Source organism: Ramlibacter sp. AN1133, assembly GCF_037890035.1.
In the GTDB taxonomy this organism is placed as follows: Bacteria; Pseudomonadota; Gammaproteobacteria; order Burkholderiales; family Burkholderiaceae_C; genus Ramlibacter.
This window is the reverse complement of record NZ_JBBKTQ010000022.1, coordinates 53054-71051: the sequence shown is the minus strand read 5'-3', so window position 1 is coordinate 71051 and position 17998 is coordinate 53054. Positions and strand designations below refer to the sequence as shown.

Sequence of the window (17998 nt, the reverse complement as noted above, 5' to 3'; positions counted from 1 at the left end):
TGCCCTGATCGGGCCGGTTAGGGAGCAGATGCGGGACCGTACGTGGTCTTTCAAACACAGCGGGGTGAAACGGAGTATTGCTTGTGTCGCAGTGCGCACGGCTCAGGCGGCGCCGGGAAAGCCCTGCTGGCGCCAAGCTTCGAAGACCGTGACCGCGACGGCGTTCGAAAGGTTGAGGCTGCGCTGGCCGGCGCGCATGGGCAGGCGCAGGCGCTGGGGCGGTGCCAGCGTCTCCAGCAAACCCGGAGCGAGCCCGCGGGTCTCGGAGCCGAAGACGAGCCAGTCGCCCGGCTGGAAGGCCACGTCGTGCACGCGGCGCGTCGCGCGCGTGGTGAGCGCGAAGAGGCGCTCGCGCGGGGGCTGCGCGGCCTCCAGCAGGGCGGCCCAGCTTGCGTGCTTTCGCACGTCCGCGTACTCGTGGTAGTCCAGCCCCGCGCGGCGCATGTAGCGGTCCTCCATCGAAAAGCCCAGCGGCTCGACGAGGTGCAGCGTGCAGCCCGTGTTGGCGGCCAGTCGGATGACGTTGCCGGTGTTGGGCGGGATCTCGGGCGTGACGAGCACGATGTGGAACATGGGGGGATTGTGGCGGACGGTGGAGGGCGGGCTTCGTAGGCTGGCGGTGAGCCGCGAAGCGCGCGATCCCCAGCGATGCGCGAAGCGCCGGGGTTCCGGCGCGGTCGCGCCTCACCACCAGCCTACAGAACCGTCCGCGCCAGCACGACTGCAGCGACGCGCACCGCCCCCGCCTGCCGCACCGCCCGCGCCGCCGCATGCAGCGACGCCCCGCTGGTCATCACGTCGTCCACCAGCACCACGCCCTTGCCACGCAGCTCCCGCGCCCGCAGCGGCTCGACCCCGAACGCCCCCTCCACGTTGCGCTGCCGCGCCGTGCGATCGAGCGCCGTCTGCGATCCCGTCTCGCGCAGGCGCAGCAGCAGGTGCGCGTCCGTCCTGTCCGCCGCGAGCTGCCGCGCCAGCAGCAGCGCCTGGTTGAAGCCCCGCTCGGCCAGCCGCCCGCGCGCCAGCGGCATCGGCAGGACGAGGTCGGCGTGCGCAAGCTCCTCCGCGGCACCTGGGGCCCGCGCCATCCGCCGCGCCAGCGTCGCGGCCCAGCCCGGCTCGCCGTGGAACTTGAAGCGGCCCACCAGGCCCGACCACGGATAGGCGTACTCCACCGCGGCGAAGCAGGCGTCCAGTGGCGGCGGCTCGCGCACGCAGGCGCCGCAGGCCGACACGCCCTCGGGCACGGGCAGTGCGCAGCGCCGGCAGCGCGGGTGCGTGCTGCCGAAGCGGGCCTCGCAGCCCTCGCACAGGGGCAGTGCCGGCCACCCGCCGCACACGGCGCAGCGGCCGGGCGCAGCGGCAAGGCGGGGCAGCAGCCGGGCAAGGCGCATCGCCTCAATATACTGGGCGGCCTTCGCGATGCCATCCTCCGAACGACCGCCCACCATCGCCCCCGCCGCCGCCGCGCGCTGGGAGCACGCCGCCCCCGCTGCCAGCCCCTGGCTGCACGAGGAGGTGGGGCAGCGCATGGCGGATCGCCTGCAGTGGATCAAGCGCGCCCCGCAGGCCTGGGCCGACTGGGAGCCGGTGCGCGGCGGCCTGCAAGCCCATGCCCTGGTCGCGCAGCGCTATCCGCAAGCCCGCGCCTACGTCGTGGAGCCGCTGCCCAGGCGCGCCGCCGTGGCGAAGGAGCGCCTGGGCAAGGCCTGGTGGAAGCGCATCGCCGGCGGCGGCGCGGTGGAGGTCGGGCCGGTGCCGGCCGGCGGCGTGCAGATGCTGTGGTCCAACATGGGCCTGCACGTCGCCGCCGACCCGCAGGCCCTGCTGCGGCAGTGGCACGAGGCCCTGGCCGTCGACGGCTTCCTGATGTTCTCCTGCCTCGGCCCCGACACACTGAAGGAACTGCGCCGCCTGTACGCCGCCCTGGGCTGGCCGCCGCCCGGCCACGACTTCACCGACATGCACGACTGGGGCGACATGCTGGTGCAGGGCGGCTTCGCCGAGCCGGTGATGGACATGGAGCGCATCACCCTCGCGTTCGACACGCCCGAGCGGCTGCTGGCCGAACTGCGCGAGCTCGGCGCCAACTTCCATCCCGAGCGTTTTTCGGCCCTGCGCGGGCGCGCGTGGCGCGAGCGCCTGCATAGGGAAATCGCGCAACAGCTGCGGGGCGCGGACGATAAGCTCACGCTCACCTTCGAGATCATCTACGGCCACGCGATGAAGCCGCTGCCGCGCGCGCGCATGGGGGAGGAAAGCGCCGTGCCGCTGTCCGACATGCGCGCGATGTTGCGCGGAGGACGCGCGCGCGAATGAGATCGTCGCTGGCGGCGCCCCGGGGCGGCAAATCAATGCCGATTGCGCCACGTCAATGCAGGGCAGGGCGAAAAGTGGCACATCCGACCCGGCTACAATGCGCGGCTGATTCTGGTGCGCCGCGCCGTGTCGAACCTCGTATTCCGTTTCGCCATCGTCCAGGGGCAGGCCATCCACTGGTTCCTGGGACGCAACTGCTCGGTCACGCCGGCCCAACTCGGTTGGCTGTACCTGTCGCTGTGCGTGGTGTCGTTCGGGATCGCGGCGTTCTTCTGGGTCCAGGGGGCGGTGCTGGTCCTGCCATTCACGTGGGTCGAGCTGGCGGCGGTGGGCGTCGCCTTCATGGCCTACGCACGCCACGCGGCGGACCGCGAGCACATCCTGCTGCAGGGCCGCAGGCTGGTCGTGGAACTGGAGAGCGCGGGCCGGCTGGAACGCGCGGAGTTCGACCGCGACTGGGTCCGCGTGCAGCCGGCGGCGGACGATCGTTCGCTGATCGAGGTGTCGGGCCAGGGGCAGCGCGTCAACATCGGGCGCTTCGTGCGCCCCGAGCTGCGGCCAGCGCTGGCGCGCGAACTGCGGCAGGCGCTGCGCGAGGCGTGAGCGGGGCGGAAGAACGGGTTTATTGAAGGCTTGAGGCTGAAAACGATGAAGAGATATTCGAAGATCGCGGCGCTGCTCACGCTCTGGGGCGCGCTGTCCGGCACGGCTTCGGCGGCCGTGCAGGACCTGCCCGGCGGCCCGGCGGTGCGGCAGCTGAACCTGCATGCGGCCGCGACGCGCATCGCCACCGAGGTTTCGTGGCTGCACTGGTTCATGCTGATCACGTGCACCGTGATCTTCATCCTGGTGTTCTCCGTGATGTTCTATTCCATCTGGAAGCACCGCAAGTCGGTGGGCCACAAGCCGGCCAACTTCCACGAGTCGGTGATGGTCGAACTGATCTGGACGGCCGTTCCCTTCGTCATCGTGATCCTGATGGCGCTGCCGGCCACCAAGGTGCTGGTCGCCTCCAAGGACACCTCCAACGCCGACGTGACCATCAAGGCCACCGGCTACCAGTGGAAATGGGGCTACGACTACCTGACCGGCGACGCCCAGGGCGTGAGCTTCCTGTCCACGCTGGACCCGGTGCACCGCGAGATCTCCAACGCCGGCGCGCAGGGCAACGACGTGCCCAACGACTACCTGCTCAAGGTCGACAACCCGCTGGTGGTGCCGGTCAACAAGAAGATCCGCGTGATCACCACCGCCAACGACGTGATCCACGCCTGGGGCGTGCCGGCCTTCGGCGTCAAGCAGGACGCCATCCCCGGCTTCGTGCGCGACACCTGGTTCCGCAGCGAGAAGACGGGTGACTTCTACGGCCAGTGCTACGAGCTGTGCGGCAAGGAGCACGCCTACATGCCGATCCACGTGAAGGTGGTGAGCCAGGACGAATTCGTGAAGTGGTCCGACCAGCAGAAGAAGGTCATGGCCGCCAAGGCGGACGATCCGGCCAAGGTCTGGACGCTGGCCGAGATCACGGCCCGCGGCGAGAAGGTCTACAACGCCAACTGCTCCGCCTGCCACCAGCCCAATGGCAACGGCGCCGGCCCGATCAAGCCGCTGAACGGCTCACCCGTCGTGAACGACGCGGACAAGACCAAGCAGATCCAGGTCGTGCTCAACGGCCGCAATGCGATGCCGGCGTGGAAGCAGCTGAGCGACACGGACATCGCCGCCGTCATCAGCTTCACCAAGAACCACTGGAACAACAAGACCGGCCAGATCGTGCAGCCCGCCGAAGTGCTGGCGCAGCGCGGCAAGTAAACCGAGGCAGAGGAAACCGAAGGAAATCAGATGAGCGCTGTTCTCGACCCGCACGGCCACGCCGGACACCACGACGAGCACCACGATCACGCGCCGGCCGGCTGGCGCCGCTGGGTGTACGCGACCAACCACAAGGACATCGGGACGCTGTACCTGCTGTTCGCGTTCTTCATGCTGATGTTCGGCGGCGTGCTGGCGCTGGGCATCCGCGCCGAGCTGTTCCAGCCCGGCCTGCAGCTGGTGAACCCGGAACTGTTCAACCAGTTCACCACCATGCACGGGATCATCATGGTGTTCGGCGCGATCATGCCGGCCTTCGTGGGCTTCGCGAACTGGATGATTCCGCTGCAGATCGGCGCGCCCGACATGGCCTTCGCGCGGATGAACAACTTCAGCTTCTGGCTGCTGATCCCCGCCGGCCTGATGGTGGTGCTGACCTTCTTCATGCCCGGTGGCGCGCCCGCCGCCGGCTGGACGATCTACGCCCCGCTGACGCTGCAGATGGGCCCGTCGATGGACTACGCGATCTTCGCGCTGCACATCATGGGCGCGAGCTCGATCATGGGCTCGATCAACATCATCGTGACCATCCTCAACATGCGCGCCCCCGGCATGTCGCTGATGAAGATGCCGATGTTCTGCTGGACGTGGCTGATCACGGCCTACCTGCTGATCGCCGTGATGCCCGTGCTGGCCGGCGCGATCACGATGACGCTGACGGACCGCCACTTCGGCACGACGTTCTTCAACCCCGCCGGCGGCGGCGACCCGGTGATGTACCAGCACATCTTCTGGTTCTTCGGCCACCCCGAGGTCTACATCATGATCCTGCCGGCCTTCGGCATCATCAGCCAGGTCGTGCCCGCCTTCTCGCGCAAGCGCCTGTTCGGCTACGCCTCCATGGTGTACGCCACCAGCTCGATCGCGATCCTGTCGTTCATCGTGTGGGCGCACCACATGTTCACCACCGGCATGCCGGTGACGGGCCAGCTGTTCTTCATGTACGCGACGATGCTGATCGCCGTGCCGACGGCCGTGAAGATCTTCAACTGGATCGCGACCATGTGGCAGGGCTCGATGACCTTCGAGACGCCGATGCTGTTCGCGGTGGGCTTCATCTTCGTGTTCACCATCGGCGGCTTCACCGGCCTGATCCTGGCCATGGCGCCGATCGACCTGCTGCTGCAGGACACCTACTACGTGGTGGCGCACTTCCACTACGTGCTGGTGGCGGGCTCGCTGTATGCGATCTTCGCCGGCTTCTACTACTGGTCGCCCAAGTGGACGGGCGTGATGTACAACGAGTCGCGCGGCAAGATCCACTTCTGGTGGTCGCTGATCTCCTTCAACGTCACCTTCTTCCCGATGCACTTCCTGGGGCTGGCGGGCATGCCGCGCCGCTACGCCGACTACCCGATGCAGTTCGCCGATTTCAACATGGTCGCGTCCGTCGGCGCCTTCTTCTTCGGCTTCGCCCAGGTGTACTTCTTCTTCTTCATCGTGCTGCCCATGATGCGCGGCCAGGGCGCGCCCGCCCCGCAGCGGCCGTGGAACGACCCGGACGGCAAGGGTGCCGAAGGCCTGGAATGGGAAGTGCCGTCGCCGGCGCCCTTCCACACCTTCGAGACGCCCCCGCGCCTGGACGCCACCGCCACCCGCGTGCTGGACGCGCGGGTGCAGCCGGAAAATCCGGCGGGCGTGCATTGATGGCGGACGCGACGATGGCCCCCAAGGACGATCGCAGCAAGGGCAACCTGCGGCTGGCGCTGATCCTGGCGACGGTGGCGCTGGTGTTCTTCCTCGGCTTCGTCGGCAGGATGATCCTGCTCGGAAGGTAAGGCATGGCGCTGGTGGATCGCGAGAACCGCAGGATGGTGGGCAAGCTGGTCGTCGTGGCGGCCGGCATGTTCGCCTTCGGCTATGCGCTGATCCCCATCTACAAGCACGTGTGCGAGGCGCTGGGCATCAACATCCTGGCGCTCGGCGAAAAGCAGGTGCCCGGTGCGTCGACGGCCAAGGCCAACACGCAGGTGGACCTGAGCCGCACGATCACCGTGGAGTTCGACGCCAACGCGCGCGGCCCGTGGCTGTTCAAGCCGGCGCAGGCCTCCATCCGGGTGCACCCGGGCGAGCTCGCCACCGTGATGTACGAGTTCCAGAACGTGCAGGACCGGCGGATGGCCGCGCAGGCGATCCCCAGCTATGCGCCGCGCAACGCCGCCGCGCACTTCAACAAGATCGAGTGCTTCTGCTTCCAGCAGTACACGCTGGAGCCGGGCGAGAAGAAACAGTGGCCGGTGGCTTTCGTGATCGATCCGAAGCTGCCGAAGGACGTGACGACCATCACCCTGTCCTACACCTTCTTCGAGGTGGGCGGCAAGACGCCGCCGGCGCCGCAGGCCGTGGCGCCCGTGAAGAACGGAGTGGCGGGATGAGTTTCCTGCGCACGGTGCGAACCGTGCTGTGGTCGTTCGTCGGGATTCGAAAGAGAAGCGGATTCGAGGAGGACCTGGGCAAGGCCAATCCGTTCGCGATCATCGCCGTGGCGCTGGGCGCCGTGCTGGTGTTCGTGGTCGGACTGATTGTCCTGGTCAACTGGGTCGTGAAGCATTAAAGAGGAAAAGAGAATGAGCTCTGCCGCGCCGGGGACCCGGCCCCACTACTTCGTGCCGCAGCCGTCGCGCCATCCGGCGATGGCGGCCTTCGGCCTGTTCTTCATCATCTTCGGCGCGGCCAACTGGATCAACGGCGCGGACTGGGGCAGGTTCTCGCTCCTGTTCGGCTTCCTGTGGCTGTTCTGGGTGCTCTTCAGCTGGTTCAGCGACTCCATCCGCGAGAGCGAGACCGGCTCCTACGGCCGCAAGGTGGACCTGTCGTTCCGCTGGAGCATGAGCTGGTTCATCTTCTCGGAAGTGATGTTCTTCGGCGCGTTCTTCACCGCGCTGTGGTGGATGCGCTCGCACTCGGTGCCGGCCCTGGGCGGCGTCGAGAACGCGCTGCTGTGGCCCGACTTCAAGGCGGTGTGGCCCAGCGTCTCGGCCGGCGCCACGGCTTCGCCCGCCGGCACCATCGAGCCCTTCGAGACGATGACGCCGTTCTGGCTGCCGACGATCAACACGGCGCTGCTGCTGTCCTCCGGCGTCACGCTCACCATCGCGCACCACGCCCTGCGGGAGGGGAAGCGCGGCACGACCGTGATGTGGATGTGGCTGACGGTGCTGCTCGGCTTCACCTTCGTCTGCGTGCAGGCCTACGAGTACCACCACGCCTACACCGAGATGAACCTGAAGCTCAGCTCGGGCGCCTACGGCTCGACCTTCTTCATGCTCACCGGCTTCCACGGCTTCCACGTGATCGTGGGCATGCTGATGCTGCTGTTCATCACCATCCGCCTGATGAAGGGCCACTTCACCGCCGACCGCCACTTCGGTTTCGAGGGCGCGGCCTGGTACTGGCACTTCGTGGACGTGGTGTGGCTGTTCCTGTACACGCTGGTGTACTGGCTCTGAACCCCGTCACCCCCGCACAGGCGGGGGCCCCGGAAAGAGGGCCGCGCAAGCGGCCCTTGTCCTTTTTCGCCAGCCCGCGAACTACTTCAGCGGAATCCCGCTCGGATGGATGTACCCGAGCTTCCACCCCACCAGGATGCACACGAACAGCAGGATCGAGAAGCCGACGCGGAACGCCAGCGCGCGCGCCATGTTGCTGGTCTTGGGCCGGCCGTCCTGGCCCGTGTCGCGCATCATGAAGTACAGCGCGGAGCCGAGGCTGCCGATGATGGCCAGGAAGGCCGCGAGAACGAACCACTTCATGCGCCCGATGATAGGCGGGCGCCGGCGAACATGCTCAGGCGTGCGCTGATCGCCATCGCGGCGCTCATTGGTATCGCCGTCACGGTGAACCTGGGCTTCTGGCAGTGGGGGCGGGGCCAGCAGCGCACCGCGATCCACGATGCCATGGAGGCCCGCGCGCGCCTGGCGCCGCTGGCGCAAGGCGAACTGCCGCCGGACTTGCGCGCCGACGACCCGCTGCTGCACCGCCCCGTGGTGCTGCGCGGCGAGTGGCTGCCCGCGCAGACGATCTTCCTGGACAACCGCCAGATGAATGGCGTACCGGGCTTCTACGTCGTCACGCCCCTGCGCCTGGCGGGCCGCAACGACGCGATCCTGGTGCAGCGGGGCTGGGTGCAGCGCAATTTCGAGCGGCGCGAGGCGCTGCCGCCGGTGCAGACGCCCGCCGGCGTCGTCGAGCTCCGCGGCCGCTTGGCCCCGCCGCCCGCCAAGCTTTATGCCTTCGACAAGGAAGAGAAGGGCCCGATCCGGCAGAATCTCGACCTGACCCGGTTCCGCACGGAAACCGGCCTGCCGCTGCTGCCGTATTCGGTGCAGCAGACCGGCTCGGCTTCCGAGGGCCTGTTGCGCCAATGGCCGCAGGCCGGCAGCGGCGCGGAAAAGAACTACGGCTACGCCTTCCAGTGGTGGGCCATTGCCGCGCTCATCGCGATCCTCTATGTCTGGTTCCAACTCGTCGTCCCCCGCCGCCAAGCACGGCGCGCTTGACCAGCCGCTCGGGCTGACGGTGCACTCGCTGCCCCTGCCGCAGGAGGCCGCGCTCGCCGACGAGCAGCGCACCCGCACCGGCCGCTGGAAGATGCTGCTGGTGATGCTGGTATGCGCCGCCCCGGTGATTGCCTCCTACCTCGCCTACTACGTCGTGCGTCCCGACACCCGCCGCAGCTACGGCGAACTGATCGAGCCGCAGCGGCCGATTCCTTCCCTCACGGGCACCGACCTGGCCGGCAAGGCCGTGAGCCTGCCCACGCTGCAGGGCCAGTGGCTGCTGGTGAGCGTGGCCGGTGGCGCCTGCGACGCGGCCTGCGAGAAGCACCTGTACCTGCAGCGGCAACTGCGCGAGGCGCTGGGCAAGGACAGGGACCGCCTCGACTGGGTCTGGCTGGTCCCCGACGAGGCACCCGTGCGCGATGCGCTCAAGCCCGCGCTGGCGCAGGCCACCGTGCTGCGTGTCGACGCGGCGCAGCTGGCGCAGTGGCTCGCGCCGGCGCGAGGCCACCAGCTGGCCGACCACCTCTACGTCGTGGACCCCATGGGCCACTGGATGATGCGTTTTCCCCCCACGCAGGACCTCGCCGGCGCGGCCAAGGTCCGCAAGGACCTCGAGCGGCTGATGCGCGCCTCCGCCGGCTGGGACCAGCCGGGCCGGCCGGCCAACTAAGACGATGGCCGACGCTTCGCTGTACGACTTCAGCCCGGTGCTGCGGCTGGCCCTGCTGGGCATCGCCGTCGCCTCCGGGCCCCTGGCCTGGGTGTGGCTGCGCAACAAGCAGGCGGCGCCGGCGCAGCGCCTCGCCGCGCTCACGCTGCTCACGCTGTTCCTCACCTTCGACCTGGTGCTGTTCGGCGCCTTCACGCGCCTGACGGACTCCGGCCTCGGCTGCCCCGACTGGCCGGGCTGCTACGGCAACGCGAGCCCCACCGGCGCGATCGCCCAGATCCGCGCCGAGGAAGCGCGCCTGCCGACGGGGCCCGTCACCCACGGCAAGGCCTGGGTGGAGATGGTCCACCGCTATCTCGCCACCGGCGTGGGCGTGCTGATCACCACGCTGGCCATCGCCACCTGGCTGCAACGCAAGCGCGGCGGGGCGGTTCAGCCCCGCTGGCCCGCCTTCACGCTGGCGTGGGTGTGCGTGCAGGGCGCGTTCGGCGCGCTCACGGTCACGATGAAGCTGTTTCCCGCGATCGTGACGATGCACCTGCTGGGAGGGATGGTGCTGCTGGCCCTGCTCGCGATGCAGGCGGTCGCGTACCGGCAGGCGCAGCGCGGCACCGGGGCGTTCGTGATTCCCGCGGCCGCGCGCCATTGGCTGGTGGGCGCGTACGTGCTGCTGTGGCTGCAGGTGGCGCTCGGCGGCTGGGTGAGCACCAATTACGCGGTGCTGGCGTGCAGCACCTTCCCGCAGTGCCAGGGCAGCTGGTGGCCGGCGATGGACTTCCGCCAGGGCTTCGAGCTGTGGCGGGGGCTGGGCCTGACCGGCGCCGGTGAAACCATCCACTTCGCGGCGCTCACCGCGATCCACTATGCACACCGGCTCGCCGCCTACGGCGTGTTCGTGGTGATCGGCATCGCCGCGTGGCGCCTGCGTGCCGGTCCGCTGCATCGCGGTGCCCGGGCGATCGGCGCGCTGCTGGCCTGGCAGTTCGCCACCGGCTTGTCGAACGTGGTGCTGGGCTGGCCCCTGGTCGCGGCGGTGGCGCACACGGGCGGCGCGGCCGCACTCGTGGTGGCGCTCACGTGGGCGCTGCGCGAAAGCCGCGCCGAGCCGGCCGCGGTGCCCCGGTCCGCCGGCGCGCGCGAGGTGTCGGCGTGAGCGCCGCACGGCCGCCCGAAGGCGCTCGCCCCCTCCGCTTGCGGAGGGGGGAGGCGCAGCACGCAGTGCGGAGCCTGGGGGAGGTTGGCCAGTGACCGCCATCGTCGCCCGCCAGTACTACGCGCTGATGAAGCCGCGCGTGATCCAGCTGATCGTGTTCTGCGCCATCATCGGCATGGTGCTGGCCGTGCCGGGGCTGCCCTCGCTGGACGACCTGCGCATCGGCGCGATCGCTTCGGTCGGCATCTGGCTGGTCGCCGGCGCCGCCGCCGCCTTCAACTGCGTGGTGGAAAAGGGCATCGACGCCAAGATGCGCCGTACCGCCTGGCGGCCCACCGCCAAGGGCGAGCTGAACGACGTGCAGACCCTGGTCTTCTCGGCCGGCCTGTGCGCCGTCGGCTCCTGGCTGCTCTATGCCTGGGTCAACCCGCTGACGATGTGGCTCACGCTGGGCACCTTCATCGGCTACGCCGTGATCTACACCGTGATCCTCAAGCCGCTGACGCCGCAGAACATCGTGATCGGCGGCGCCTCGGGGGCCATGCCGCCGGTGCTGGGCTGGGCGGCCCTGCGCGGCGACGTCGGGCCCGAGGCGCTGATCCTGTTCCTGATCATCTTCCTGTGGACGCCGCCGCACTTCTGGGCGCTGGCGCTGTACCGGGTGGAGGACTACCGCCGCTCGGGGCTGCCGATGCTGCCGGTGACGCACGGCAACGAGTTCACCCGCCTGCAGATCCTGCTCTACACGATCGTGCTGTTCGCGGCCTGCCTGATGCCCTTCGCCTACGGGATGAGCTCGTGGCTCTACCTCGCGGCGGCACTCGTGCTCAGCGTGGGCTTCACGTGGTACGGTTTCCGCCTGTGGCGCGACTATTCCGACGCGCTGGCGCGCGCGACCTTCCGCTTCTCGCTCATCCACCTGAGCGCGCTGTTCGCGGCCTTGCTGGTGGATCATTACCTGCTGTGAGCATGCTGCGACGCGACCTCCTCTGCCTGACCGGCGCCTCGGCGCTGCTCGCTGCCTGCAGCGCCGAGACCAAGCCGGCCTTCAAGGCGGTGGACATCACCGGCGCCGACTACGCGCGCGACTTCAAGCTGCCCGATACCGAGGGCAAGCCGCGCAGCGTGGCGGACTTCCAGGGCAAGGCGGTGATCGTGTTCTTCGGCTACACGCAATGCCCGGATGCGTGCCCCACGACGCTGGCCGAAATCGCGGAAGCGAAGAAGCTGCTCGGCGCCGACGGCGCCAGGGTGCAGCCGGTGCTGATCTCGCTCGACCCCGAGCGCGACAAGCCCGAGCTGCTCAAGGCCTACGTCGCGAGCTTCGGGCCGGACTTCATCGCGCTGCGCGGCACGCCCGAACAGACGGCGGCCGTCGCCAAGGATTTCAAGGTGTTCTTCCGCAAGGTGCCGGGCAGCACGCCGGGCAGCTACACGATGGACCATTCGGCGGCCAGCTACGTCTACGACCCCAAGGGGCGCCTGCGCCTGTACGTGCGCTACGGCGGCGGCGCGCAGCCGCTGGCGGACGACCTGAAGCTGATCCTGCAAGGCTGAATGGAGAGCGCCCCCACGCTGGCCACTTCGTGTGCGGCGCTGCCCCCCGAGGGGGCTGGGCCGCAGCACCTCCTGGGGCGCAAGGGCGCGGCGCGCATCGCGCTGATCCCGCCGGAGGTGATCGAGGCCCTCAACGCGGGCCGCATCCCCACCGTCAACCTCAACGAGTTCCTAGCGATCGACCTGCGGCAGTTGGCGCGCAACGTGGCGCGCCAGGTCGGCCTCGATCCGGATGCGGAGCGGCTGGAGGACACGCTGGGCATGCTGGCGGCTTTTCCGCCGGTCAAGCGCCACCTGCATGTCGCGCGGGCCTTGTACGACCTGACCGAGCCGCGCGCGGAGCGCGACGCGATCGCGCACGCGCTGGCCACGCACCCCAGCGACGTGGCGCGCTCGTGGGCGGCGCAGTGGATCGCGTTCACGTCGATGCCGCTCGCGGACAAGCTGCGCTCGGTGTTCCGTTTCGCGGCCGACCCGCACTTCGGCGTGCGCGAGATGGCGTGGATGGCGGTGCGCGACGCGATCGCGGGCGATGTCGATGCGGCCGTGCGGCTGCTGCAGCCCTGGGCGACGCACCCGGATGCCAACATCCGCCGCTTCGCGAGCGAGGCGACGCGTCCGCGCGGCGTGTGGTGCGCGCAGATCGAGGCGCTGAAGGCCCAGCCCTGGCGCGGCCTGCCGGTGCTGCAGCCGCTGCGCGCCGACACGAGCCGCTATGTGCAGAACTCGGTGGCGAACTGGCTCAACGACGCCGCGCGCACGCAGCCGGACTGGGTGCGCGAGGTCTGCGCGCAGTGGCTGCGCCAGCACGGCGGGCCGGAGACGGCGTACATCGTGCGGCGCGCCCAGCGCAGCCTGCGCGACGAGCAGCCGGGCGCGTAGGAGCCTCGGGCGGCGGGGCGTTTTCCTGGCCCCGGGCGCCTAGGCCTGGCGCAGCGCGCCTTCCTCGACGACGTCCAGCGCGCGGATCGCCTTGCGCGTCTCGGGCGTGATCTGGTCGAGGCCGTCGACCGCCCACTGCACGGTGGCCGCGCCATCGAGCTGTGCCCGCGGCAACAGCGTCCAGGTGACGTGATAGCGCAGCGTCACGCCGGGCAGGGCAGGCACATCGCGCAAACCGCTGGCCACGAATTGCTGCGCGCGCGACGTCGCCGCCTCGCGCGTGGTCGGCGCTTCCATCAGCAGCGCGAACTCGCGCGGGCCCACGCGCGCGGACATGTCGTAGCCCACGCTCAGCCGCCGCAGGTGCGAGGCCGTGACCACCAGCGCCTTGTCCACCGCCTCGCGCCCGAACTCCTCGCCGATCGCGTCGAGGTTCGACAGGCGGATGCACAGGAGGGCGCAATTCTGCTTCTGCGTGCGCGCGTGCGCGAGGCTGCTGTCCAGGCGCTCCGTCATCGCCTGCCGGTGCGGCAGGCCGGTCAGCGGGTCCGCCCGAACGAGCGTGCTGGCGCGCAATTCCGCTTCGCGCCGGGCCATCAGGCGCATGTTCACCGCGTAGTAGAGGATCGGCAGCGCCAGCAGCGCGCCGATGTACAGGCCGAAGCGGGTCAGCATGTTGGCCGGCGCCAGCCCGAGGTCGCGCCCGAGCGGGAAGACCGCGAGCACCGCCACGGGCACGAAGGCCGCGGCCACCAGCCGCAGGTGCCGCTCCTTGCCCGCGATCCAGCCCCACAGCACCATGCTGAGGACCGCGACGAGGGCCAGGCCGGTCAGGGTGAGCACGAGGGTCAGGCTGGCGGCGTTGTCGATCGCGACGTGCACCGCCGTGGCCCCGAGCAGCGCGGCGATCAGCGCCCACACGCCGAGATCCAGGGCCCGCGAGAGCCGGGCGGGATCGGTGAGGAGCTTGACCAGCCACAAGCCGGCGGCGACCCCCGCGCCGGGCCACAGCTCCAGCACGGCTTCGTTCCAGGCGCTCGACTCCGGCCACACGTGCTGGCCACCGAGGCCGCTGCGCCCCAGCTGCCCCAGCCCGAGCAGCAGGATGCAGACGGCGAACATCGCGGAGGCGCGGTCGCGGAAGGCCACGGCGTTGATGAAGGAGGCGAGCGCGACCAGCGCCAGCACGCCGAAGTAGCACCCCAGCACGAATTGCGCGCGCTCCCGCCGCACCTGCATGGCGTCCTGCCGGACCACCGCGAGCGGCGCGGCGAAGTCGCCGTGGCTGTCCATCACGCGCAGCCAGTAGCGCACGGGCTCGCCGCCACCCGGCGACAGCTTGAACGTGGGCAGGCGTCCCGGCACCGGCCACTGCGACACCTCGACCCCCGTGCCGGCGTGCTGCACGACCCAGCGGCCCTCGCGGTTGCGGTAATGCAGCTCCAGGTGGTCGTTGACCGAGGACGCGACTTCGAGGAACCAAGGCAAGCCGGCGGGCGTGGCGGTTTCGAAGACGATCCACAGCGCGCCGACGGGGGCGCGCTGGTTCTCGCGCCGGCGCAGGCGCCAGGGGAGTTCGGGGGCCTGTGCTTCCACCTGGTCCGCCGACAGGGTGCCGGATTCGTCGATCCAGTACAGGCTGCGCTCGGCCAGCGAGACCTCCGCCAGGTCGCCGACCTGCACCAGCGGCGGCACGCCCGGCGCCGGCGCTTCCGCCGCGCTCGCGCCGCTCCACGCCCAGGAGAGCGCAAGCCACAGCCAGAGCGCGCACGAGAAGCGCAGCGGACGAGCCCTCCTTGTCATGCACGGGATTGTCGCGGCGCCCCGCTGAGCAAGCCGGCACGCGGGGCGGGAAAAGTGCGCAGATGGCGCCGATACAACAAAAAAAACCCGGCTCGCGCCGGGTTTTCGGGGGGTGTCGCGCCGTCAGGCGTAGGCTGTCAGCGCCTTCTTCATCTTCTTCATGGCGGCGACCTCGATCTGGCGGATCCGCTCGGCGGACACGCCGTATTCGGCCGCCAGCTCGTGCAGCGTCATGCCGCCGGAGCCGTCGTCGTTGACCTTCAGCCAGCGTTCTTCCACGATGCGGCGGCTGCGCGGATCGAGCTGCTCCAGCGCGGCCTGGATGCCGTCGGTGGCCATCACGTCGCGCTCGCGGTTTTCAAGTTCCGCCGTCGGTTCGTGGGAGGCGTCCGCCAGGTAGGCGATCGGGCCGAAGGATTCCTCGCCGTCGTCGGCGGGGCCCGGGTCGAGCATCACGTCGCCGCCCGACATGCGGGTCTCCATCTCGATCACTTCCTCGCGCTTGACGTTCAGCTCGCGGGCCATCACGTCGATCTGCGCGTCGGTCAGCGTGTCGCGGTGGGTCTGCGCGTCCTCGTCGTCCTTGAAGCCCTGCTTCATGGAGCGGAGGTTGAAGAACAGCTTGCGCTGCGCCTTGGTCGTGGCCACCTTGACCATGCGCCAGTTCTTCAGGATGTATTCGTGGATCTCCGCCTTGATCCAGTGCAGCGCGTAGCTGACCAGCCGCACGCCCTGGTTCGGATCGAAGCGCTTGACCGCCTTCATCAGGCCGATGTTGCCTTCCTGGATCAGGTCGCCGTGGGGCAGGCCGTAGCCCAGGTACTTGCGCGACACCGAAACCACCAGGCGCAGGTGCGACAGCACCAGCTTTCCCGCGGCTTCCAGGTCGTTCTGGTCCCTGAACTTCCTCGCGAACTCCTGTTCTTCCTCCGCCGTCAGCATCGGCAGCCGGTTGACCGCCGAGATGTACGCGTCCAGGTTGCCCAGCGACGGAACGACGGCCCAGGGGTTGGACAGCGCCAACGCCGTGGTACCCGAGGCTCCATTGGATGAGGACATACCGGAAACTCCTTTTGCTCGTGAAATATTAGCACTCTGTTAGACAGAGTGCTAAGGCCTTGGTTCCGTAGGCATGAGCGCCGACAGGAGGTCGGCGAGGGCTTCCAGGGAGAGCGTGTGCTGCCCCCGAAGGACGCCGCCTGCCGGCGGATGCCGAGCTTCAGGAACAACTGCTCGGGAGGAAGATGGGGCCGACCCAGTGGACTGCAAGTCCTCGAGGCAGGCCTGGCCTCGATCCGGTGCGGGAACTGGCCGACCCAGGCCGCCGGGAAGCTGGCACGGAGCTGTGGAGTAGGTGCTCACCCGTCGTGAACGTCCATGGCGTGTGGGCGTGATGGCGGCCCCGGCGGACAATCGGCGGATTCTGGAGGGTGTGCGCCATGGAAAACAGTCAAGGCCGCGACATTTTGGCCGTCACGACGACGGTCGGTTCCCGGGACGACGCACGCAGGCTCGCCCGCGCGATCCTGCAGGCGCGGCTGGCGGCCTGCGTGCAGGTGGAGGAGGGCCTGACGTCCTTCTACCGGTGGCAGGGCAAGGAGTGCGAGGAGGCGGAGGTGCGGGTGACCGTCAAGACCCTGCCGGGGTGCGAGCAGGCGCTGCAGGCGCTGTTTCGCGAGCAGCATCCGTACCAGCTGCCGCAGTTCGCGGCGGTGCGGATGCAGGCCGGCGGGGCGTATGGCGACTGGGTGCGGGGGGAGGTCACGCTGCCCGAGGATCCGCGGGACAGGCTCGGGTTGTGAGCGCGCTTCGCGCATCGCTGGGGTTCGCGCGCTTCGCGGCTCACCACCAGCCTACCGAGGCCGACGCCGCGCGCATCCCGTAGGCCGACGCCGCGCGCATCCCATAGGCTGGCGCCGTGCGCATCCCGTAGCTGGCGGTGAGCCGCGCAGCGCGCGAACCCCAGCGATGCGCGAAGCGCCCGCGCCCTTCTACGACAACAGCGCCAGTGCGAACTCCCGCGCGCTGAACGTCTCCAGGTCCTCCAGCTTTTCCCCCACGCCGATGAAGTACACCGGCACCGGCTTCTCCTGCGCGATCGCCGCCAGCACGCCGCCCTTGGCCGTGCCATCGAGCTTGGTCACGACCAGGCCGGTGAGCTGCAGCGCCGCGTCGAAGGCCTTGACCTGCTGCAGCGCGTTCTGGCCGGTGTTGCCGTCGATCACCAGCAGCACCTCGTGCGGCGCGGTGGGGTCGGCCTTGTTCACCACGCGGCGGATCTTCCTGAGTTCCTCCATCAGGTGAAGCTGCGTGGGCAGGCGCCCCGCGGTGTCCACGATCACGACGTTCTTGCCGCGCGCCTTGCCGGCCGACACCGCGTCGAAGCTCACGGCCGCGGGGTCGCCGCCTTCCTGGCTCACGATCTCCACCTTGTTGCGGTCGGCCCAGATCGCCAGCTGCTCCTTGGCGGCGGCGCGGAAGGTGTCGGCGGCCGCCAGCAGCACCGTCTCGCCTTCGTCGGCGAGGTGCTTGGTCAGCTTGCCGATCGAGGTCGTCTTGCCGGCGCCGTTGACGCCCGCGACCATGATCACGGTGGGCTGGTGCTCGCCGATGGTGAGCGGCTTTTCCAGCGGCCGCAGCAGCTGCGTGAGCGCATCGACCAGGATGTTCTTGGCCTGCACGGGCCGCGTGGCGCCGGTGGCGGCCACCTTGCGCCGCACCTCCGTGAGCAGGTATTCGGTGGCGGGCACGCCGGTGTCGGCCATCAGCAGGGCGGTTTCCAGTTCCTCGTACAGCGCCTCGTCGATCTGCGCGCCGGTGAAGACCTGCGAGAGGTTGGTTCCCGTCTTCTTCAGGCCTTCGGTGAGCCGCGCCATCCAGTTCTGGCGCTCGGGGGCCACCGGGGCCGCCACCGGGATCTCGATGGCCTGGACGAGGGCGCTGCCGATCAGGCCGCCGCTGCGCGGTGCGGCCGGCGCCGGCGTGGCCACCGGCGCCGGCGCGGCCAGGGGCGGTGCGGCCACGGGACGCGCAGCCCGGGGAGGCTCAACCGTGCGAGGCTCGGCCGCGGGGGCGGGCGCCCATGGCGGCGGCGCGACGACCGGCGCCGGTGTGGCGTCCGTCTTCGGGACAGGAGGGGCCGGCGCCGGCTCGGCCACCGGGACGGGTGCGGGCGCAGCGACGGGCGCCGGCGTGGCGGGCGGCTTTTTCCGGAAGAAGCTGAACATCAGGGAGGTTTCT

21 protein-coding genes are annotated in these 17998 nt (G+C 69.7%); 15 read left to right on the top strand and 6 right to left on the bottom strand.

The features are described from left to right. Window positions 1-102 precede the first annotated feature (102 nt). Both WG923_RS23865 and WG923_RS23860 read right to left on the bottom strand, forming a co-directional pair. Entirely contained in the window at window positions 103-573 is a 471-nt protein-coding gene (locus tag WG923_RS23865) for a tRNA (cytidine(34)-2'-O)-methyltransferase (RefSeq protein WP_340353504.1), read from the bottom strand. A 122-nt stretch (window positions 574-695) separates the two neighbouring features. Then, complete coding sequence (locus tag WG923_RS23860) at window positions 696-1394, bottom strand: phosphoribosyltransferase family protein (RefSeq protein ID WP_340353503.1); 699 nt, start codon at window positions 1392-1394, stop codon at window positions 696-698. 28 nt (window positions 1395-1422) lie between these two features. Here WG923_RS23860 and WG923_RS23855 point away from each other — a divergent pair, with 28 nt between their 5' ends. The 8 genes from WG923_RS23855 to WG923_RS23820 all read left to right on the top strand — a co-directional run bounded on the left by WG923_RS23855 (window position 1423) and on the right by WG923_RS23820 (window position 7640). Beyond that, a complete protein-coding gene (locus WG923_RS23855; protein WP_340353502.1) occupies window positions 1423-2319 on the top strand; it encodes a class I SAM-dependent methyltransferase in 897 nt (298 codons plus the stop codon). Window positions 2320-2445: 126 nt separating this feature from the next. Continuing rightward, entirely contained in the window at window positions 2446-2922 is a 477-nt protein-coding gene (locus WG923_RS23850) for a DUF2244 domain-containing protein (RefSeq protein WP_340353501.1), read from the top strand. A gap of 45 nt (window positions 2923-2967) precedes the next feature. Then, window positions 2968-4131 (top strand): cytochrome c oxidase subunit II, encoded by a 1164-nt coding sequence (gene coxB, locus WG923_RS23845; RefSeq protein WP_340353500.1) that lies wholly within the window; start codon window positions 2968-2970, stop codon window positions 4129-4131. 30 nt (window positions 4132-4161) lie between these two features. Continuing rightward, complete coding sequence (ctaD, locus tag WG923_RS23840) at window positions 4162-5838, top strand: cytochrome c oxidase subunit I (RefSeq protein WP_340353499.1); 1677 nt, start codon at window positions 4162-4164, stop codon at window positions 5836-5838. Beyond that, window positions 5838-5969, top strand: coding sequence for a cytochrome oxidase small assembly protein (locus WG923_RS23835; RefSeq protein ID WP_445322970.1), 132 nt, complete (start codon window positions 5838-5840; stop codon window positions 5967-5969). The genes ctaD and WG923_RS23835 overlap by 1 nt, the downstream gene beginning before the upstream one ends. A 3-nt stretch (window positions 5970-5972) precedes the next feature. Continuing rightward, the gene (locus WG923_RS23830) at window positions 5973-6566 is read left to right on the top strand and encodes a cytochrome c oxidase assembly protein (protein ID WP_340353498.1); all 594 of its coding nucleotides are present in this window, start codon (window positions 5973-5975) and stop codon (window positions 6564-6566) included. Further along, on the top strand, window positions 6563-6745 hold the full coding sequence (locus tag WG923_RS23825) for a DUF2970 domain-containing protein (protein WP_340353497.1): 183 nt from the start codon (window positions 6563-6565) through the stop codon (window positions 6743-6745). The genes WG923_RS23830 and WG923_RS23825 overlap by 4 nt, the downstream gene beginning before the upstream one ends. 13 nt (window positions 6746-6758) lie before the next feature. Further along, the gene (locus tag WG923_RS23820; RefSeq protein ID WP_340353496.1) at window positions 6759-7640 is read left to right on the top strand and encodes a cytochrome c oxidase subunit 3; all 882 of its coding nucleotides are present in this window, start codon (window positions 6759-6761) and stop codon (window positions 7638-7640) included. 81 nt (window positions 7641-7721) lie between these two features. Here the strand turns inward: WG923_RS23820 and WG923_RS23815 are convergent, their stop codons facing one another. Continuing rightward, window positions 7722-7943 (bottom strand): twin transmembrane helix small protein, encoded by a 222-nt coding sequence (locus WG923_RS23815; RefSeq protein WP_340353495.1) that lies wholly within the window; start codon window positions 7941-7943, stop codon window positions 7722-7724. A gap of 30 nt (window positions 7944-7973) precedes the next feature. Here WG923_RS23815 and WG923_RS23810 point away from each other — a divergent pair, with 30 nt between their 5' ends. The 6 genes from WG923_RS23810 (at window position 7974) to WG923_RS23785 (ending at window position 12955) form a co-directional block, all read left to right on the top strand. Then, the gene (locus WG923_RS23810; RefSeq protein ID WP_340353494.1) at window positions 7974-8690 is read left to right on the top strand and encodes an SURF1 family protein; all 717 of its coding nucleotides are present in this window, start codon (window positions 7974-7976) and stop codon (window positions 8688-8690) included. Continuing rightward, window positions 8641-9363: an SCO family protein gene (locus WG923_RS23805; RefSeq protein ID WP_340353493.1), complete on the top strand. Its 723-nt coding sequence runs from the start codon at window positions 8641-8643 to the stop codon at window positions 9361-9363. Before WG923_RS23810 ends, WG923_RS23805 begins: the two co-directional genes overlap by 50 nt. A gap of 4 nt (window positions 9364-9367) precedes the next feature. Next, window positions 9368-10516: a COX15/CtaA family protein gene (locus WG923_RS23800; protein ID WP_340353492.1), complete on the top strand. Its 1149-nt coding sequence runs from the start codon at window positions 9368-9370 to the stop codon at window positions 10514-10516. A 127-nt stretch (window positions 10517-10643) separates the two neighbouring features. Next, window positions 10644-11483 (top strand): heme o synthase, encoded by an 840-nt coding sequence (cyoE, locus tag WG923_RS23795; RefSeq protein ID WP_340353532.1) that lies wholly within the window; start codon window positions 10644-10646, stop codon window positions 11481-11483. 2 nt (window positions 11484-11485) lie between these two features. Beyond that, window positions 11486-12073 (top strand): SCO family protein, encoded by a 588-nt coding sequence (locus tag WG923_RS23790; protein WP_340353531.1) that lies wholly within the window; start codon window positions 11486-11488, stop codon window positions 12071-12073. Then, window positions 12074-12955, top strand: coding sequence for a DNA alkylation repair protein (locus WG923_RS23785; protein ID WP_340353491.1), 882 nt, complete (start codon window positions 12074-12076; stop codon window positions 12953-12955). Between the two features lie 39 nt (window positions 12956-12994). Here WG923_RS23785 and WG923_RS23780 read toward each other — a convergent pair whose 3' ends face one another. Next, complete coding sequence (locus WG923_RS23780; RefSeq protein WP_340353490.1) at window positions 12995-14758, bottom strand: 7TM diverse intracellular signaling domain-containing protein; 1764 nt, start codon at window positions 14756-14758, stop codon at window positions 12995-12997. Window positions 14759-14881: 123 nt separating this feature from the next. Beyond that, window positions 14882-15817, bottom strand: a complete 936-nt coding sequence (rpoH, locus tag WG923_RS23775) for an RNA polymerase sigma factor RpoH (RefSeq protein WP_340353489.1) — start codon at window positions 15815-15817, stop codon at window positions 14882-14884. 380 nt (window positions 15818-16197) lie between these two features. Between rpoH and cutA the strand changes: the two genes are divergently transcribed. Continuing rightward, complete coding sequence (gene cutA / locus WG923_RS23770) at window positions 16198-16560, top strand: divalent-cation tolerance protein CutA (protein WP_340353488.1); 363 nt, start codon at window positions 16198-16200, stop codon at window positions 16558-16560. A 189-nt stretch (window positions 16561-16749) separates the two neighbouring features. Here cutA and ftsY read toward each other — a convergent pair whose 3' ends face one another. Further along, window positions 16750-17985 (bottom strand): signal recognition particle-docking protein FtsY, encoded by a 1236-nt coding sequence (gene ftsY / locus WG923_RS23765; RefSeq protein ID WP_340353487.1) that lies wholly within the window; start codon window positions 17983-17985, stop codon window positions 16750-16752. Window positions 17986-17998 lie beyond the last annotated feature (13 nt).

Coding starts and splice junctions, on each gene's coding strand:
- WG923_RS23865 (WP_340353504.1), bottom strand. CDS start 573: ATGTTCCACATCGTGCTCGTCACGCCCGAGATCCCGCCCAACACCGGC.
- WG923_RS23860 (WP_340353503.1), bottom strand. CDS start 1,394: ATGCGCCTTGCCCGGCTGCTGCCCCGCCTTGCCGCTGCGCCCGGCCGC.
- WG923_RS23855 (WP_340353502.1), top strand. CDS start 1,423: ATGCCATCCTCCGAACGACCGCCCACCATCGCCCCCGCCGCCGCCGCG.
- coxB (WP_340353500.1), top strand. CDS start 2,968: ATGAAGAGATATTCGAAGATCGCGGCGCTGCTCACGCTCTGGGGCGCG.
- ctaD (WP_340353499.1), top strand. CDS start 4,162: ATGAGCGCTGTTCTCGACCCGCACGGCCACGCCGGACACCACGACGAG.
- WG923_RS23835 (WP_445322970.1), top strand. CDS start 5,838: ATGGCGGACGCGACGATGGCCCCCAAGGACGATCGCAGCAAGGGCAAC.
- WG923_RS23830 (WP_340353498.1), top strand. CDS start 5,973: ATGGCGCTGGTGGATCGCGAGAACCGCAGGATGGTGGGCAAGCTGGTC.
- WG923_RS23825 (WP_340353497.1), top strand. CDS start 6,563: ATGAGTTTCCTGCGCACGGTGCGAACCGTGCTGTGGTCGTTCGTCGGG.
- WG923_RS23820 (WP_340353496.1), top strand. CDS start 6,759: ATGAGCTCTGCCGCGCCGGGGACCCGGCCCCACTACTTCGTGCCGCAG.
- WG923_RS23815 (WP_340353495.1), bottom strand. CDS start 7,943: ATGAAGTGGTTCGTTCTCGCGGCCTTCCTGGCCATCATCGGCAGCCTC.
- WG923_RS23810 (WP_340353494.1), top strand. CDS start 7,974: ATGCTCAGGCGTGCGCTGATCGCCATCGCGGCGCTCATTGGTATCGCC.
- WG923_RS23805 (WP_340353493.1), top strand. CDS start 8,641: ATGTCTGGTTCCAACTCGTCGTCCCCCGCCGCCAAGCACGGCGCGCTT.
- WG923_RS23800 (WP_340353492.1), top strand. CDS start 9,368: ATGGCCGACGCTTCGCTGTACGACTTCAGCCCGGTGCTGCGGCTGGCC.
- cyoE (WP_340353532.1), top strand. CDS start 10,644: ATGAAGCCGCGCGTGATCCAGCTGATCGTGTTCTGCGCCATCATCGGC.
- WG923_RS23790 (WP_340353531.1), top strand. CDS start 11,486: ATGCTGCGACGCGACCTCCTCTGCCTGACCGGCGCCTCGGCGCTGCTC.
- WG923_RS23785 (WP_340353491.1), top strand. CDS start 12,074: ATGGAGAGCGCCCCCACGCTGGCCACTTCGTGTGCGGCGCTGCCCCCC.
- WG923_RS23780 (WP_340353490.1), bottom strand. CDS start 14,758: ATGACAAGGAGGGCTCGTCCGCTGCGCTTCTCGTGCGCGCTCTGGCTG.
- rpoH (WP_340353489.1), bottom strand. CDS start 15,817: ATGTCCTCATCCAATGGAGCCTCGGGTACCACGGCGTTGGCGCTGTCC.
- cutA (WP_340353488.1), top strand. CDS start 16,198: ATGGAAAACAGTCAAGGCCGCGACATTTTGGCCGTCACGACGACGGTC.
- ftsY (WP_340353487.1), bottom strand. CDS start 17,985: ATGTTCAGCTTCTTCCGGAAAAAGCCGCCCGCCACGCCGGCGCCCGTC.